9 protein-coding genes are annotated in these 17,222 nt (G+C 69.2%); 2 read left to right on the top strand and 7 right to left on the bottom strand.

The features are described from left to right. Positions 1 to 3: 3 nt before the first annotated feature. The 4 genes from J2X21_RS15360 to pseC form a co-directional block, all read right to left on the bottom strand. Positions 4 to 1,332 carry an aminotransferase class III-fold pyridoxal phosphate-dependent enzyme gene (locus J2X21_RS15360; protein WP_310330073.1) on the bottom strand — a complete coding sequence of 443 codons (1,329 nt, stop codon included), beginning with the start codon at positions 1,330 to 1,332 and terminating at the stop codon, positions 4 to 6. Further along, entirely contained in the window at positions 1,319 to 2,089 is a 771-nt protein-coding gene (locus J2X21_RS15355) for a cytidylyltransferase domain-containing protein (RefSeq protein ID WP_310330072.1), read from the bottom strand. The genes J2X21_RS15360 and J2X21_RS15355 overlap by 14 nt, the downstream gene beginning before the upstream one ends. 114 nt (positions 2,090 to 2,203) lie before the next feature. Next, positions 2,204 to 3,052 carry an aldo/keto reductase gene (locus J2X21_RS15350; protein ID WP_310330071.1) on the bottom strand — a complete coding sequence of 283 codons (849 nt, stop codon included), beginning with the start codon at positions 3,050 to 3,052 and terminating at the stop codon, positions 2,204 to 2,206. Positions 3,053 to 3,255: 203 nt separating this feature from the next. Then, positions 3,256 to 4,629 (bottom strand): UDP-4-amino-4,6-dideoxy-N-acetyl-beta-L-altrosamine transaminase, encoded by a 1,374-nt coding sequence (gene pseC / locus J2X21_RS15345; RefSeq protein ID WP_310330070.1) that lies wholly within the window; start codon positions 4,627 to 4,629, stop codon positions 3,256 to 3,258. Positions 4,630 to 5,000: 371 nt separating this feature from the next. Between pseC and J2X21_RS15340 the strand changes: the two genes are divergently transcribed. Both J2X21_RS15340 and J2X21_RS15335 read left to right on the top strand, forming a co-directional pair. Then, positions 5,001 to 5,948 (top strand): WxcM-like domain-containing protein, encoded by a 948-nt coding sequence (locus tag J2X21_RS15340; RefSeq protein WP_310330069.1) that lies wholly within the window; start codon positions 5,001 to 5,003, stop codon positions 5,946 to 5,948. After that, the gene (locus tag J2X21_RS15335) at positions 5,905 to 7,047 is read left to right on the top strand and encodes a DegT/DnrJ/EryC1/StrS family aminotransferase (protein ID WP_310330068.1); all 1,143 of its coding nucleotides are present in this window, start codon (positions 5,905 to 5,907) and stop codon (positions 7,045 to 7,047) included. Before J2X21_RS15340 ends, J2X21_RS15335 begins: the two co-directional genes overlap by 44 nt. Here the strand turns inward: J2X21_RS15335 and J2X21_RS15330 are convergent. The 3 genes from J2X21_RS15330 to J2X21_RS15320 all read right to left on the bottom strand — a co-directional run bounded on the left by J2X21_RS15330 (position 7,044) and on the right by J2X21_RS15320 (position 17,204). Further along, positions 7,044 to 7,535 carry an acyltransferase gene (locus J2X21_RS15330; protein ID WP_310330067.1) on the bottom strand — a complete coding sequence of 164 codons (492 nt, stop codon included), beginning with the start codon at positions 7,533 to 7,535 and terminating at the stop codon, positions 7,044 to 7,046. The two genes, J2X21_RS15335 and J2X21_RS15330, sit on opposite strands and share 4 nt — an antisense overlap. A gap of 7 nt (positions 7,536 to 7,542) precedes the next feature. Beyond that, a complete protein-coding gene (locus tag J2X21_RS15325; RefSeq protein WP_310330066.1) occupies positions 7,543 to 12,792 on the bottom strand; it encodes a hypothetical protein in 5,250 nt (1,749 codons plus the stop codon). Positions 12,793 to 12,899: 107 nt separating this feature from the next. Then, entirely contained in the window at positions 12,900 to 17,204 is a 4,305-nt protein-coding gene (locus J2X21_RS15320) for a heme utilization protein (RefSeq protein ID WP_310330065.1), read from the bottom strand. Positions 17,205 to 17,222: the final 18 nt, after the last annotated feature.

The following is a 17,222-nucleotide window of genomic DNA, read 5'->3' as shown; positions in this document are numbered from 1 at the left end:
GCCTCACTCCTTGGTCAGGCGCTGGAAGCCCGCGTGGTGCGGCGGCGTGTCCAGCAGCGCATCGGCGGGCAGGGCGGCCAGCCGCGCGAAGACCTCGTCGCAGGCCTGCGCATAGGCCGCCATCTCGGCATCGCCGTGGGCCAGCGAGGCCTTGAACTGGCGGAAGCCCAGGAAGCCGCGTTGCAGCATCTCGACCGTGAAGCGCGTGTTCAGGGCCACTGCCTGCGGGTGCTGGAAGCCGAAGGCGGCCAGCGTGGGCAGGCCCGACACGCTGATGGACAGGCCCGCCTTCGCCGCGGCGGCGGTCCAGATCGCCTTGGTCTGGTTGCCCAGCGCGATCAGGCGCTCCTCGGCGCGTTCGCGGCGGTATTTGCGCAGCGTGGCCAACGCGGCCGCCGGGCCGACGCGGTCGGTCCAGTTGGTGCTGGAGATGAACGTGGTCTGTGCCGCCTGCATGACGCGCTCGGTGCCGAGCACGGCGGACATCGCGTAGCCGTTGGCCATGGACTTGGCGAACACGGCGATGTCGGGGTTGATGCCGTAGCGGCGGTGGATGCCGCCGGCGCACATGCGGTAGCCGCTGGTGATCTCGTCGAACACCAGCACGGCGCCGATCTCGTTGGCGATCTCGCGCAGCTTGCGCAGGTAGTCGTCGGGTGCTTCCTCGCCGCGGGCGGGCTCGATGATGATGGCGGCGATCTGCCCTTCCTTGCCCTTGATCGTGTCGCGCAGCGAGTCGATGTCGTTGAAGTGGAAGGGGATGGCCGTGCCGGTGAGGCCGCGCGGCACGCCGTTGGGCTGCAGGCCCGGCATCAGCTGGCCGTCCAGGCCGTCGCGCTCGCCGAGGTTGGCGGCCAGGTACCAGTCGTTCCAGCCGTGGTAGCCGCTGAACAGCACGGTGTCGCGGCGCGTGTGGGCCCGCGCGATGCGCACGGCCATGCCCATGGCCTCGCCGCCGCTGCGCGCGTAGCGCACCATGCCGGCCCAGGGGTGCAGGGCTATCAGCGCCTCGGCCAGCTCGACTTCCTCGGGACAGTTCAGCGAGCTGTTGACGCCGCTGCGGATGGCGGTGACGACGGCGTCGTCGATCTCGTCATCGGCGTAGCCGAGGATGCAGGCGCCCACGGCCATGATGGACATGTCGATGAACTCGCGGCCGTCCAGGTCCCAGACGCGGCAGCCCTTGGCCTTGCTGTAGTACGACGGCCAGACGTCGGGCGCGAACATCTCCGGCCGCTTGGACAGCAGCTGCGTGCCGCCGGGAATCAGGTCCTTGGCCTGGCGGTACAGGGCCGGTCCTCGGCCGGTCTTCAGTTCATCAAGGCTGAGCATGGTCTTGTTGCTTGTCGGCTTGCAGGGATTTCAGATAGCCCGCGTTGCGGGTGATGTCGGCGTTCAGGGCGGTGAGCTGCGGCTCGCGTTCCAGCAGGGCCAGCACGTCCGCCGCGCCGAAGGGCGCTGCGCCGTCGCGGTACAGGCGGCCGAACACGGCCTGCAGGAATTCGTAGTCGCGTGGCTCGTCCAGCGTCCAGCGGTGGTGGGCCAGGCCGGTGAACTTGCGCACCGCGCCGAGCTTGAACCACTCGGGGTGGTTCTCGATGTAGGGGCCCACGTGCTCACGCTCGGAGGGCAGCCGCGCCTCGCGGTGCGCGCGGGCGATGGCGCTGGCGGCGAAGACGGAGCAGTCCAGCCCGTCGGGAAACTCGCCGGCCAGGCTGCAGAAGTCGTAGCCACCGGCCACGAAGGCGTCGACCACCTCGTCGACGATGGCCGGATCCAGTGCCGGGCAGTCGGCGGTGATGCGCACGATGGCGTCGGCCCGGTGGGCCTGCGCGGCCTGGTGGTAGCGGTCCAGCACGTCGTGCAGGCTGCCGCGCCAGCAGGCGACGCCGGCCTCGCGGCACCAGGCCTCGAGGGCGTCGTCAGAGGCGTCGGTGGACGTGGCCACGACGACGTCGTCCACTCGCTCGCAATGGCGGACGCGCTCGACGACATGGGCCAGCACCGGCCGGCCGGCCAGCGGCATCAGCACCTTGCCCGGCAGTCGCGTGGAACTCATTCGGGCTTGGATGATCGCGACGACGTGCATGGTGGGGGCGAAGTGAGGGTCGCCCAGTATGGCGCGCCGTGCATGGCCGGGGCCCGGGATTTGACGGCGAAAAGCGCGCCGTTTTGCGGCGCCGGGTGTAGGTTCGGCCCGGCTCTAAGGCCAGCGGCGCGGATCCCAGGCGTCGGCGTCGGGGCTGGCCAGCTCGGGCCAGTGCAGCGGGCGCGCGTGCCGCCAGGCGGCGGCGATCTCGTCGAACTGCGCCAGCGTCTCGACGCCGACCACGCAGGCCGCCACGCCGGGCAGGCCCTGGACGATGCCCAGCGCCGCCTCGGTGGGCGCCTGGCCGGCGTCCGCGCAGCGCTGCTGCCAGCGCTGCAAGGCCGTGGCCGCGGCGGGTACGCGGACGGCGCCACGCTCCGGCGCCAGCAGCAGGCCTTGCAGGAAGGCCGAGCGCACATGCAGCTCCACCTCGGTGAACGCGGGCTGTGCGGCCAGGCGCTGGTCCAGCGCATTGCCGGGGAGTTGGGCGACCTCGATGTCAAGCCGTGCCCGCAGGCGCTGCAGTTCCTCGGGGGCGTAGCAGGAGACGCCCAGCCGCAGCGGCCGGCCTGTCTCGCGCAGCGCGGCGCGGGCGATGGCCCACAGCGCATCGCCGTCCTCGGCTTCGAGGTCGGCGACGCTGTGGAAGAGCAGCGCGTCCAGCCGGTCACCCAGCCGCGCCAGCGAGCGCGCCACGCTGGCCTGTACGGCGGCCGGCCGCTCGGCGGGCGCAAGGCCGCCCAGCGGCGCGATCTTGCTGATGATGCGGAACGGGTGGGCTCCGCACAGGTCCGCCAGCCGGGCCTCGATGTCGCCATAGGCGGCGGCCGTGTCCAGGCAGCGCACGCCGGCCTGCCAGGCGGCGTCAAGGATGCGAGCCGCCGTGGTGGGGTCGACCTGGTGACCGCGGCCTACCGCGCCGTAGGCGAGGCCGAATTGAACGGTGCCGAGAGCGAGTTCCAAGTCAGTTGCCCATGGTGTTTTCCACCATCCTGGGCGCATGAAGCCGGGGTCTTGCGGGCCGAGCGCCGGGCCGCTCCCAAGCCGGCCCGCGTGGGGCGATGTGCTTGCGGCTCGATGCCGCAAGCATCGCCGTCCCCACGGGGGACCGGCCGGGCGTGCCGGCGTTCAGCCGGTGCAAGACCGGGCGAGGGGCCTGCTTCACCTCAGGGCTTCAGCAGTTCTTGCAGCGCGGCGACGACGCGGTCCTGGTCGGCGTCCGTCATGGCCGGGAACAGCGGCAGCGAGATCGTGCGGGCGTAGTAGTCCTCGGCGGCGGGGAAGTCGCCGCGTTTGAAGCCCAGCGCCTGGTAATAGGGCTGGGTGTGGATGGGGATGTAGTGCACCTGCACGCCGATGCCGCAGGCACGCAGGCCTTCGAACACGGCGGCGCGGCTGATGCGTTCCAGCACGCTGTCGTCCAGCTCGATGGCGTACAGGTGCCAGGACGACTTGGCCTCGGCATGCCGCGGCGGTGTCTTGACGGGAAGCGTGCGCAGCAGGTGGTCGTAGCGGCTGGCCAGCTTTTCGCGGTGCGCCTGCATGTCGGCCAGGCGGCGCAGCTGGGAACGGCCCAGCGCGGCCTGCAGGTCGGTCATGCGGTAGTTGAAGCCCAGATCCTGCTGCTCGTACGTCCAAGGGCCGTCGGGCGTGTCTTGCATCTCTTCGGCGTTGCGCACCATGCCGTGCGAGCGCAGCAGGCGCAGGGACTTGGCCAGTTCGGCGTCGCGGGTGCAGGCCATGCCGCCTTCGGCGGTGGTCACGACCTTGACGGCGTGGAAGCTGAAGACGGTGATGTCGGCCCAGTCGGCGCCCATGGGCTTGCCGTGCAGCGTGGCGCCGGTGGCGTGCGAGGCGTCCTGCAGTAGCTTGAAGCCGTAGCGGTCGGCAAGCGCGCGCAGCGCGGGCCAGTCGCAGGGCAGGCCGGCGAAGTCCACCGGGATGACGACGCGGGGCAGCGTGCCCGCGGCCTCGGCGGCAGCCAGTTTTTCGGCCAGCAGCGGGATGCTGAGGTTGCGGGTGGCGGGGTCGATGTCGATGAAATCGACGCTGGCGCCGCAGTAGCGCGCGCAATTGGCCGAGGCGAGGAAGCTGTTGGTGCAGGTCCAGACGCTGTCGCCCGGCTCGACGCCCAGCGCCAGACAGGCGATGTGCAGCGCGGCCGTGGCGTTGCTGACGGCCACGGCATGGGGCAGCTGGTGAATGGCCGCGAACTCCGCCTCGAAGGCCGGCAGTTCCTGGCCCTGGGTCAGAAAGTCGGAGCGCAGCACGGCCGCGACGGCGGCGATGTCGTCCTCGGTGATGTCCTGGCGGCTGTAGGGCAGCGGGCGGACGCTGATCGGCGAGGGCTTGGCGACCGCCGGCACCTTCAGTCGCGGCAGATAGCGCAGCGCGGTGATCACGGCGGCAGGCGAGGGCTCGGACCGTTCCTGCTCGTCCAGCAGGTCGCGGACCATGGTGTTGTCGACCTGCAGGAACACCGGCGAACGGCGTGCACCATCAGCGACTGCGCTGGCTCTGGCAAGGGGAGTGGAGGCCATGTCTGCTTCCTCGTGAGATGTATGGGTGCAAGCCAAGTGTCGGTATCAGCTCCGTCGTGCGCCAGGGCACAGGGCCAGTACCCGGTCACGTTCGATAGATCGGCAGTATGGGCTCAGGCTGTAGCCCCCCGGAACGGGTAACACTGAGAAATAGTTGTCTGTCTTCACGGACTTGGCGGTTTCTTCGGCGGCTGCGGATGGTACGGCTGATCGGTTCAGCGACTGTCCCAGGCCTTGACGTCCTGTAACGGGCAAAAAGCGCGCCCGCACAGGGGTATTTCCGGCCAGCGCGCCGGCCGCAGGATGTAACACGGTGAACGCCAGGAATATCCGCGCTTTGCCGGCGGCGCGACCTGCTACCGTGCCGGCCCATGAGCGACGCCCAGCCCCCCTTCATCCACAGCCATGCCCTGGTGGAGAGCCCGCACATCGGCGCCGGCAGCCGCATCTGGGCCTTCGCCCATGTGCTGCCCGGCGCCCGCATCGGCCGCGACGCCAACATCTGCGACCACGTGTTCATCGAGAACGAAGTGCAGGTGGGTGACCGCGTGACGGTGAAATGCGGCGTGCAGCTGTGGGACGGCGTGCAGGTGGACGACGACGTCTTCATCGGCCCCAACGTCACCTTCTCCAACGACCCCTTCCCGCGCAGCAAGCAGCGCCCCGAGGCGCCGCTGCGGACCTGGGTGCGCAAGGGCGCCAGCATCGGTGCCAACGCGACCATCCGCCCCGGCCTGACCATCGGCGCCGGCGCGATGGTGCAGGACGGCGCCGTCGTGACCCGCGACGTGCCGCCCAACGCCATCGTGACCGGCAATCCGGCCCATGTGATCGGCTATGTGGACACCGGCACCCGCCCGGCCGAGCCGGCCCGCCGCGTCAGCGCCGACGACCTGGTGTTGCAGGTGCCCGGCGCGGCGCTGGTCAAGCTGCCCAAGGTCATCGACATGCGCGGTTCGCTCACGGTCGGCCAGATCGACGCGCAGCTGCCGTTCACGCCGGAGCGCTTTTTCCTCGTCTACGACGTGCCCAGCCGCGAGGTGCGCGGCGAGCATGCGCACAAGGCCTGCCACCAGTTCCTGGTCTGCGTGAAGGGCAGCTTGAGCGTGGTGCTGGACGACGGCCAGTTGCGCGACGAGGTGTTGCTGGACAGCCCGCTGCTGGGCCTGCACATCCCGCCCATGGTCTGGGGCATCCAGTACCGCTTCAGCGCCGATGCGGTGCTGCTGGTGCTGGCCTCCGATCCCTACGACCCGGCCGACTACATCCGCAGCTATGACGACTACCTCGCCGCTGTCACCGAGCAACGCCGTGGCTGACGCGCCCATCCCCTTCCTGGACCTGCAGCCGGTCTACCGGGCGGCCAAGGCCGACATCGACGCCGCTTTGCTGCGCGTAGCCGGCAGCGGCTGGTTCCTGCTGGGCGAGGAGTTGAAGGCCTTCGAGCGTGCCTATGCGCAGAGCGTGGGCGCGGCCGACTGCGCCGGCGTGGCCAACGGGCTGGACGCGCTGGCCTTGGGGCTGGAAGCGCTGGGCGTGGGGCCGGGCGACGAGGTCATCGTGCCGTCCAACACCTACATTGCGACCTGGCTGGCCGTCAGCCAGTGCGGTGCGACGCCGGTGCCGGTGGAGCCCGACCCTCGCACCTACAACCTCGATCCGGCCCGCATTGAAGCCGCCATCACGCCGCGGACCAAGGTGCTGCTGCCGGTGCACCTGTACGGCCTGCCGGCCGACATGGGCGCCATCAACCTGATCGCTGAACGCCACGGTTTGAAGGTGCTGGACGACTGCGCCCAGGCGCATGCCGCGATGTACCACGGCCGCCCGGTGGGCAGTCTGGCCGATCTGTCCGCGTGGAGCTTCTACCCGGGCAAGAACCTGGGCGCGATGGGCGACGGCGGCGGCGTGACCGGCAACGATGCCGCAGCCATGGCCCGGGTGCGCGTGCTGCGCAACTACGGTTCCAAGGTCAAGTACCACAACGAGGTCAAGGGCCGGAACTCGCGGCTGGACGAGATCCAGGCCGCCGTGCTGGCCGCCAAGCTGCCGCTGCTGCAGGCCCAGACCGAGGAGCGCCGCCGGCTGGCCGCAATGCTGCTGGACGGCCTGGCCGGAGTGCCGCTGCAGCTGCCCGTGGTGCCGGAAGGGCTTGACTCGGCCTGGCATCTGTTCGTCGTGCAGCACGAGGCGCGCGACCGGTTGCAGGCCGATCTGGCGAAGCAGGGCATAGGCACGCTGATCCACTACCCGGTGCCGCCGCACCGGCAGCCGGCCTATGCCGAACTGGGCCTGGGTGAGGGCGCCTTCCCCATCAGCGAGGCCATGCACCAGCGCGTGCTGAGCCTGCCGCTATGGCCGGGGATGACGGATGCGCAGGTGGAGCGAGTGGTGAAGGCCGTGAGGTCCGCGGCCTAGTCCTTGGCCGGCACCGGTCCGCGCGAGCGCGCCGGGTTGCCCACCCACAGCTCGCCTGCCGGCACATCCTTGGTGACCACGCTGCCCGCGCCGATCAGCGCGCCGGCGCCGATGCGCACGCCGCCCAGGATGGTCGCGTTGGCGCCTATGGACGCACCGCGTTCGATGACCGTCTGCTGGAATGCCGCCGGCCGCTGACGCGAGCGCGGCACGCGGTCGTTCGTGAACGTGGCGTTGGGGCCGATGAAGACGTCGTCCTCCACGCGCAGGCCGTCCCACAGCTGCACGCCGGACTTCAGCGTCACGCGGTCACCGACGATGACGTCGTTCTCCACCAGCACCTGCGCGTTGACGTTGCAGTCGGCGCCGATGCGGGCGCCGGACAGAATCACGCAGAACTGCCAGACGCGCGTGCGCGGCCCGATGTGGGGGCTTTGCACGTCGGCCAGCGGGTGGATCTGGGGCGAGTCGTCGGTCGGCGTCGGCATGGGCGGGTCAGATGAGCGGCGTCCAGCCCGCATCATCGTCCAGCCCGCGCTCCCGCCATGGCAATCGTTGAGCCGGCGCGACGGTCGGCTCGGCCGTCGTCTGCGGTGCGGCGCTGTCCGAGCTGCTGCCCAGACCGGCCAGCAGATCGGTCGCCGGCGCGCTGAGCAGCTCGCTGGCCGCCGGCAGCGACGCGGCTTCCTCGGGCGCGTCCTTGGCGAACCAGACGTCCGCCATGTCGTGGCGCTGGCCGTCGGCCGTGGTGAAGCTGGAAGTCAGGCCCAGCAGGTTGCCGTGGTCGGTCGCATCGCCCTTTTGCGCATTCAGGTCCAGCGACACGATCTGCAATTCCGCCAGGCGTTTCAGCTCGCCTGCGTCGGTGACGCCGTCGTGGTTGGCGTCCACCCAGACCTGCAGCTGCGCGAACGCTGCGTCGGCGGCGCTGAGGTGGCCGTCGTGGTTGTCGTCCAGCGCCAGCATGGCGGCGTAGCCGTTGCCCGCGCGCAGGCCGTTGGCCAGCTGGGTGCCGGCGCCGAACAGCTCCTGGCCGCCGTCGATGAGGCCGTTGGCGTTGAGGTCGCGCACCAGCAGGCCGTCGCCGCCGCCCACCCAGCCCCATTGCTGGGCGTTGCCGGTGCCGTTCAGGTCGAACTGCACGCCCTGGCTGGCCGCCCGCGTGTTCACGCCGCCGCCGTCCAGGTCCAGAACGATGGGCGTGGCGGCGAACAGCGCGTCCACCTGGCCGGGGGTCATCGCGGCGATCTGTGCCGGCGTGAAGGCACTGACCTGCGTCATGCTCAGGCCGCGCATGTCGGCGCTGTCCAGGCCGGGGATCTGTTCGGGCAGCAGCGCCACCAGCTGCGCGGTGGACAGCGAGCGCAGCTGCGCCGAGCTGAGCATGTTCAGGTCTTCGGTCTGGAAGGCCTGCATCTGCTCGGTGGAGAAGCTGGCCAGCGTGCGCGTGCTGAACGACGCGACCTGCTGCGTCGTGAACGACGCGATCTCCTCGTTGCTCAGCGTGCGGACCTGGGCCGAGCTGAGCACCTGGATCTGCTGCGTCGTGAACGCCGGGATCTGGTCGCTGTGCAGCGCCTCGAATTGCGCGGTGCTGAGCGAGCGCAGCGCGCTGGTGTTCCACGCGGCCAGGTCCTCGCTCTCGATGGACGCCATCTGCTCAGTCGTGAATGCACGCACCTGGCGGGTGGTGAAGGCGTTCAGGTGGTCGGCGTCGAGGGCGGTGATGGCGTCGGTGGCCAGCGCGGCGATCTGGCGCGTGTTGAAGGCGCCCATCTGTGCGGACGTCAGCGCCTGCAGGTCCGCGCCGCTCAGTAGCGCGACGTTTTCGGTCGACAGCTTGTCGAGCTGGGCCGGCGACAGCGCGGCCAGCTGCTCGCTGCTGAGCGCGTCGAAAGCCTCGGTGCCCAGCGCGTTCAGCGCGGTGCTGGACAGTGCGGCGATCTGCTGCGTGCTCAGCGCGATGGCCTGCACGGCACTGAGGATGCCGATCTGGCTGGACGTCATGCCGTTCAGCGCCGCGGTGCTGAGGCCGGCGATGTCGTCGGCGTCGAACAGCGTCAGGTCGTCGGTGGAGAGGCCGCGCACCTGGGCGCTGGTCAGCGAGCCCAGCAGCGTGCTGCTCAGCGCCGAGACCTGCTCGGAGCTGAGGATGTCCAGCTGCGCCGACGTGAAGCCGCGGAACTGCGCGGTGCCGAAGGCGTTCAGGCCGTCGGCGGTCAGCAGCTGCAGCTGGTCGCTGGTGAAGGCGCGGATCTGGCCGGTGCTCAGCGCCGCGATCTGCTGCGACGTGAAGTTGGGAATGATGTCGGTGCTCAGGCCCGCGATGCCGGCGGTGGACATCAGGCGCAGCTGTTGCGAGCCCATCTGCGCCATCTGGCCCAGCGTCAGCGCGTTGGTCTGCTGGGATGTCAGCGACGCCATGGCGGAGCTGCTGAGGCCTTGCAGCGCGTCGGCCGACAGCGCGGCGAAGTCTTCGGTGCCCAGCGCGCGCACCTGAGCGCTCAGCAGGGCGGAGACCTGCTGGCTGCTGAGCGACGCGATCTGTTCGGTCTGCAGCCAGGTCATGGCCTGCGTGCTCAGGCCGCGGATGGCGCCGGTGGTGATGGCGGTGACGTCAGCGGCCTCGATGGCGGCGATCTGGGCCGAGCTGAGCACGGCCAGCTGGCGGCTGCCCATGGAGGCCCACTGCGAGTCGCTCATCGCGATGACGTCTTCGGTCTCCAGCCCGCGGATCTGCGCCTCGCCCAACGACGCGATCTGGCGCGATGTCAGGAAGGAGATCTGCGTCGTGTCCAGCAGCGTGATCTGCTCGCTGCTGAGCGCGCGCAGCGCCTGCGTGGAGACCTGCGGGATCTGGTCCACCGTGATGCCCAGCAGCTGCGAGGCGGTCATGCCGCGCAGCTGCTCGGAGCCGAAGGCGCCGAACAGCGTCGGGTTGATGGCGGCGATCTCGTCGCTCTCGATGGCCTTGATCTGGGCCGAGCTGAGCGTGGACAGCTGGCGGCTGCTCAGCAGCGACAGCTCGGTGGCGCCAAACGCCGAGAACTGCTCGCTGCTCAGCGAGCGCAGCGCCGTCGTGGACAGCGACCCGAGGTCGTCGACCACGATGGCCATGATCTGCTCGGTGCTCAGCCGCGACAGCTGCGCCGTGGTCAGCGCGCCGACCTGCAGGCTGGTCAGCGCGGTGAGCTGGTCCGGCGTCATCGCGGCGATCTGCGCGGCCTTGAACGCGGCGATGCCGCGCGTGCCCAATGCGACCAGGTCTTCCAGCTCGATGTTGGCGATCTGCGCGGTGGTCAGCAGCGCCAGCTGCTTGGCCGTCATGGCCGACACCTGCGCGGTGGTCAGCGCGGCCAGCGCGTCGGTCGTCAGGTCGCCCAGTTGGCGCGTGCTCAAGGCCGCCACCTGCGCAGGCGTCAGCAGCGCGGCCTGGCCGGGGTCCAGGTTGCGCAGCTGGTTGGCGGTCAGGCCTTGTATGGCGGACGTCGTGATCGCGCGCAGCGCTTCGGCCGACAGCCACGGCATTTCATCGGTGGCGATCTCGGCGATCTGCTTGGAGGTCAGCGCGGCCAGCTGGCGCGAGCCCATCGCCGACCACTGCTCCAGGCTGATGTCGCGCACCTGCTCGGCGCTGAGGCTGCGCAGCGTGCTGGTACTGAGGGAGGCGATGCGGGCGGCCGAGAACTGGTCCCAGCGGTCGGCGGCCAGGCCGGTGATCTGCTTGGAGGTCAGCGCGGCCCACTGGTCGCCGGTCAGCGTGTTGAGCTGTTCGTTGGTCAGCGCGCTGAGCTGCGCGGACGTGAGGCTGGCGACCTGGATGGTGCTCAGCAGGTTGAGTTGGGGTTCGCCCAGGCTCTGCAGCTGGCCGGCCTGCAGGCCGCGCACGGCGCTGGTGCTGATGGCCGTGAACGAGTCGGTGGCGAGCACCGTCAGCTGCTCGGGCGTCAAGCCGGTGATCTGCTTGGAGCTGAGCGCGGCGGTCTGCGCCGTGGAGATAGCCTGCACCAGCGGCGTCTCCAGTGAGCCGAGCTGGGTCGGCGTGATGGCCTTGAACGCGCTGGACGACAGCGCGCCGAAGTCCTCGGTCTGCAGCCCCGCCATCTGCGCGCCGGTCAGCGCGACGACCTGCTTGGAGCTGAGCGCGCCGAACTGCTGCGTGTTCAGCGTGTTCAGCTGCTCGGGCACCAGACTCTGGATCTGGTTGCCGGTCAGCGAGCGCACCTGGCCGGTGGACAGCGCCTCGATCTGCTCGGTGCTCAGTGCGTTCAGCAGCGCGGGCGACAGCGACTGCAAGGCCTTGGTGCCTATGGCCTGCAGGTCAACCAACTCGATCGCGCGTACCTGGTCGGAGGACAGGCCGTTGAGCTGGGCCGAGGTCATCGCCGTCACCTGCGCGGTGGTCAGCGCCACCACCTGCTCGGTGCTAAGGGCCGCCATCTGCGCGCCCTTGAGCCCCTTGATGCTGGCGGTGCGCAGCGCGGCCATGTCGTCGACCTCGATGGCGGCGATTTGCTTGGTGCTGAACCCGGCCAACTGCGCCGAGCCCAGCGCCTGGATCTGCTGGCTGCTGAGCGCAATGATGTCGCCGGTGTCGAAGGCCGCGATCTGCTTGGAGGTCAGCGACGCGATCTGCCGGGTGGTGAGGCCGCCGACCTGCTCGTCGCTGAGGCTGGCGATGACCTGGTCGCGCAGGCCGCGGATGGCGCCGGTGGACATCGCCCCCAGCGCGTCGGCGGACAGTCCGGCCAGCTGGGCGCTGGACAGGCCCACGGCCTGGGCCGATGTCAGGCCGGCGAACTGGCGCGTTTCCAGCGCCGCCACCTGCTCCACGCTGAGCGTGGTGATCTGCGCGGACGTGAAGCTGGCCAGGCCGCGGCTGCCCAGCGCCACCAGGTCTTCGCCCGACAGTGCCGAGATCTGCGTCGTGCTGAGCCCGCGGATCTGCGCGCTGTTCAGGCCTTGCAATTGCTCGGGCGTCAGCGCGTCCAGGCCGGCCGTGCCCAGCGCGCTCATCTGGCTGGCGCCCAAAGCGGCGATCTGCGTGGGGCTGAACTGCTGGAGCAGCTCAGGGGCCAGGCTCGCCAACGTGGTCGACGAGATCGCGCGTATTGCCGACGTCGACAGGCTCGCCAGCGCCTCCGGCGCCAGCGCGCCCAGCAGTTCGGCACTCAGGCCGGCACCCTGGTTGCCGGTGAAGACGGCAGCTTGTTCGGGCGTCAGGCCCTGCGCCTGCTCGACGCTGAGCGCACGGATCTGCGCGGCACTCAGCGCGGCCACGGCCTTGGCGCTCAGCGCGCCCAGCTCCTCGGGCAACAGCGCGGCCATCAGGTCGGTGGTCAGCGCCTTGACCTGGGTGGGAATCAGCAGCGCGACCTGGTCGACGCCCAGCGCGGTGAACTGGTCCACCGACACGACGGCCAGCTGCTTGGGCTGCAGCGACGCGACCTGGCCGGGCGTCAGCGCGCCGAACTCCTCGACGGTCAGCGCGGCGACCTGTGCCGTGTTCAGCGCCTTGATGACCGCGGTGCTCAGCACCTGCAGGTTGTCCAGCGGGAACGACGTCATCAGGTCCGCCGACAGCTTGCTGAAGGCGGTGGGCTTCAGCCCCGCCACCTGCTCGGCCGTCAGCGCCGCGATGTGCGCCGGCGTGAAAGTGGCCCACACCGCCGCGCTCAGTGCATTCAGCTCCTTGGTCGTGAGCTGAGGCAGTTGCTCAGGGGTGGGGGTATTGACGGTGGCCATGGCTCGGCGCCCTCAGGGCGTCAGGCGGGGTAGGGGATTCCCCTCCATTGTGAGTAACGTCGGTGGCACCTGTGAGCACCACCGACGTCATTACTGCGACTTCTTGATCAGATCAGCGGCGGTTGACGATTCAGTTCGTCTTCCTCCGGCGTCTTGGGCTTCACCGCCAGCAGCGGGTCGACCGTCGGCACCGGCGCCGTGACCAGGTTGGCCTCCGGCGTGGAGCCCGGCAGCGTCAGCTCGCTCGGTGCGGCCAGCACGTCGCTGAGCTGCAGCTGCACGGTGGCTTCGTCGCCGCTTGCCGCCGGTGCCGTCGTGCTGACGGTGCCGTTCGGGTCGCGGCTGAACCATACGTCCGCCATCTGGTGCGTCGCGCCGTCCACTGTCTGGTAGCTGCCCACCAGGCCGATCAGGTTGCCGTTGTCGACCGCCGTCGAGCTGTTGGAGTGCAGGCTCAGGTTGGCGATGCCAAGGTCGGCCAGGCTCTTCAGCTCGCCGGCGTCGGTGACACCGTCGTGGTCGGCATCGACCCACACCTGCAGCTGCTTGAACGCTTCATCGGATGCGTCCAGCTTGCCGTCGTGGTTGCTGTCGAGCGCCGACATCGCCGCGTAGCCGTCCTTGGCGCGGGTGCCGTCAGCCAGCAGCGTGCCTTCACCGAACAGCTCCTTGCCGTCGTTGATGATGCCGTCGCCGTTGATGTCGCGCACCAGCAGGCCGTCGCCGCCGCCGACCCAGCCCCACTGCTGCCAGACACCGCGACCCAGCAGGTCGTAGCTGACGCCGTTGGCGGCCGCCGTGGTTTCCACGCCGTCACCGTCCAGGTCCAGGATGATGGGCGAGACCTGTGCCGGGACCAGCTGGTTCAGCTGTTCGCTGGACATCGCCTGCACCGCCTCGGACGTGAACGCTCCGGCCTGCGCCATGGACAGCTTGCCGAGGTCGGTCGCGTCGATGCCGCGGACCTGCTCGCTGGTCATGGCGTGCAGTTGCTCCGTCGTCAGCGAGACGAATTGCGCCGAGCTGAAGGCCTTCAGGTCTTCGCTGCCCATCGCCACGATCTGCTCGGTGCCGAAGCCGCGGAGCGCCGACGTGCTGAACGCCGTGAAGTCGGTGCTGTCGAGTCCGACGATCGCCTCGGTCTCGAAGGTCCGGATCTGCTCGGACGTCAGCGAACTCAGCTGTGCCGTTGTCAGCGCGGTCAGCTGGGCCGACTCGAAGCCGGTGAACTGCTCGCTGGTCAGGCTGCGCAGCTGCTGCGTGCTCAGCGCGACGACGTCGGCCGTTTCGAACGCGGCGATCTGCTCGGTGCCCAGACCATCCAGCTGGGTGGTCGTCAGCGACGACACCTGGGCCGTGGTCAGCGCGACGATCTGCTCCGTGCCCAGAGCGGCGATGTCGTCGGACGCAAACCCGCGCAGGGAGGTCGTCGTGATGACGGCGAGGTCCTGCGTCTCGATCGCGCGGATCTGCTCGGTGGTCAGCACGCTCAGCTGTGCGGACGACAGGACCTTGAACTGATCGGTGGTCAGCGCCTGCACGTCGGCGGTTTCCATGCCGGCGACCTGCTGGGTCGTCAAGCTGGCGACCTGGGTCGTGGTCAGCGTGCCGATCTGCTCGGTCGTCAGCGCATTGAGCTGCTCGGTGGACAGCACGCGGATCTGCGTGGTCGTCAGCGCACGCAGGTCCTGCGTCTCCAGCGCCGCCATCTGCTCGGTGCTCAGGCCGCGGAGCTGCTGAGTGGTCAGCGACTGGATTTGTGCCGTGCTCAGCGCCTGGATCTGCTCGGTCGTGAATGCGTCGATGTTCTCGGACGTGATGCCGCGAATGGCAGCCGTCGTCAGCACCGCCAGGTCGGCGGTTTCGATGGCGGCCAGTTGTTCGGTGGTCATCGCGCCGACTTGCGCGGATGACAGCGCCTTGAACTGGTCGGTGCCCAGCGCCTGCAGGTCAGCCGTCTCCATGCCGGCGACTTGCTGCGTGGTCAGGCTGGCGACCTGAACCGTGGTCAGCGTGCCGATCTGCTCGGTGGTCAGCGCGTTGAGCTGCTCGGTGGACAGCACGCGGAGCTGCGTGGTGGTCAGCGCACGCAGATCCTGCGTCTCGAGAGCCGCCATCTGCTCGGTGGACAGGCCCTTGAGCTGCTGGGTCGTCAGCGATTGGATCTGGTTGGTGCTCAGCGCACGGATCTGCTCGGTCGTGAACGCATCGATGTTCTCGGACGTGAGGCCACGCAGCGCTGCCGTCGTCAACACCGCCAGGTCAGCGGTCTCGATGGCGGCCAACTGCTCCGTGGTCATCGCACCGACTTGGGCGGACGACAGCACGCGGAACTGGTCAGTGCCCAGCGCCTGCAGGTCAGCGGTTTCCATGCCGGCGACTTGCTGCGTGGTCAGGCCCACGATCTGCGCGGTCGTCAGCTGGCTGACCTGCTCGGTGGTGAGCGCGTTGAGCTGTTCGGTGGACAGCACGCGGAGCTGGGCCGTGGACAGCGTGCGCAGGTCCTGCGTCTCCAGCGCGGCCATCTGCTCGGTGGACAGGCCCTTGAGCTGCTGCGTCGTCAGCGACTGGATCTGCGCCGTGGTCAGTGCGCGGATCTGCTCGGTGGTGAACGCGTCGATGTTCTCGGACGTGATGCCGCGCAGCGCAGCCGTGGTGATCACGGCGACGTCAGCGGTCTCCAGTGCCGCCAGCTGATCGGTGGTCAGCGCGCCGATCTGGGCGGACGTCATGGACCGGAACTGGTCCGTCGTCATCGCTTGCAGGTCGGCAGTTTCCAGCGCGGCGACTTGCTGCGTGGTGAGGCTGCTGATCTGGATGGTGGTCGGGGCGGAGAACTGCTCGGTGGTCAGCGAGTTCAGCTGCTCGGTGGCCAGCACGCGGATCTGGGCGGTGGTCAGCGCGCGCAGGTCTTCAGTCTCCATCGCGGAGATCTGCTCGGTGGACAGGCCCTTGAGCTGCTGCGTGGTCAGCGACTGGAACTGGTTGGTGCTCAGCGCACGGATCTGTTCGGTCGTGAATGCGTCGATGTTCTCGGACGTGAGACCACGCAGCGCTGCCGTCGTGATCTGCTTGAGGTCTTCGGTCTCGATGGCAGCCAGCTGTTCGGTCGTCATCGCACCGACTTGAGCGGACGACAGCACGCGGAACTGGTCGGTGCCCAGCGCGCGCAGGTCAGCCGTTTCCATGCCCGCAATCTGCTGCGTGGTCAGGCCAGCAACCTGGGTCGTCGTCAGCGTGGCGACCTGCTCGGTCGTCAGCGCATTGAGCTGCTCGGTAGACAGCACGCGGATCTGGGCGGTGCTCAGGGCGCGCAGGTCTTGCGTCTCGAGAGCTGCCATCTGCTCGGTGGACAGGCCCTTGAGCTGCTGGGTCGTCAGCGACTGGATCTGTGCCGTGCTCAGCGCACGGATCTGTTCCGTGGTGAATGCATCGATGTTCTCGGACGTGATGCCGCGCAGCGCAGCCGTGGTGATCACGGCGACGTCAGCGGTCTCCAGCGCAGCCAGTTGATCGGTGGTCAGCGCGCCGATCTGGGCGGAGGACATGGACCGGAACTGGTCGGTCGTCATCGCCTGCAGGTCGGCGGTCTCCAGCGCGGCAACCTGCTGCGTGGTGAGGCTGCTGATCTGGATGGTCGTCGGGGCGGAGAACTGCTCGGTGGTCAGCGAGTTCAGCTGCTCGGTGGCCAGCACGCGGATCTGGGCGGTGGTCAGCGCGCGCAGGTCTTCAGTCTCCATGGCGGAGATCTGCTCGGTGGACAGGCCCTTGAGCTGCTGCGTGGTCAGCGACTGGAACTGGTTGGTGCTCAGCGCACGGATCTGTTCGGTCGTGAATGCGTCGATGTTCTCGGACGTGAGACCACGCAGCGCTGCCGTCGTGATCTGCTTGAGGTCTTCGGTCTCGATGGCAGCCAGCTGTTCGGTCGTCATCGCGCCGACTTGGGCGGACGACAGCACGCGGAAGTGATCGGTGCTCAGCGCGCGCAGGTCAGCGGTCTCCATGCCCGCAATCTGCTGCGTGGTCAGGCCAGCAACCTGGGTCGTGGTCAGCGTGCCGACCTGCTCGGTCGTCAGTGCGTTGAGCTGCTCGGTGGACAGCACGCGGATCTGGGCCGTGGACAGCGTACGCAGGTCCTGCGTCTCCAGCGCGGCCATCTGCTCGGTGGTCAGGCCGCGGAGCTGCTGCGTTGTCAGCGATTGGATCTGACCCGTGCTGAGGGCTTGGATCTGCTCGGTCGTGAACGCGTCAATGTTCTCGGACGTGATGCCGCGGATGGCGTTCGTGGACAGCACGGCCAGGTCGGCGGTCTCGATGGCCGCCAACTGCTCGGTAGTCATCGCGCCAACTTGGGCGGAGGACAGCACGCGGAACTGGTCGGTGCCCAGCGCCTGCAGGTCAGCCGTTTCCATGCCGGCGACTTGCTGGTT

This window comes from Roseateles asaccharophilus (genome assembly GCF_031458115.1).
Taxonomy (GTDB): Bacteria; Pseudomonadota; Gammaproteobacteria; order Burkholderiales; family Burkholderiaceae_C; genus Pelomonas; species Pelomonas asaccharophilus_A.
This window is presented reverse-complemented; position numbering and strand designations above follow the sequence as displayed.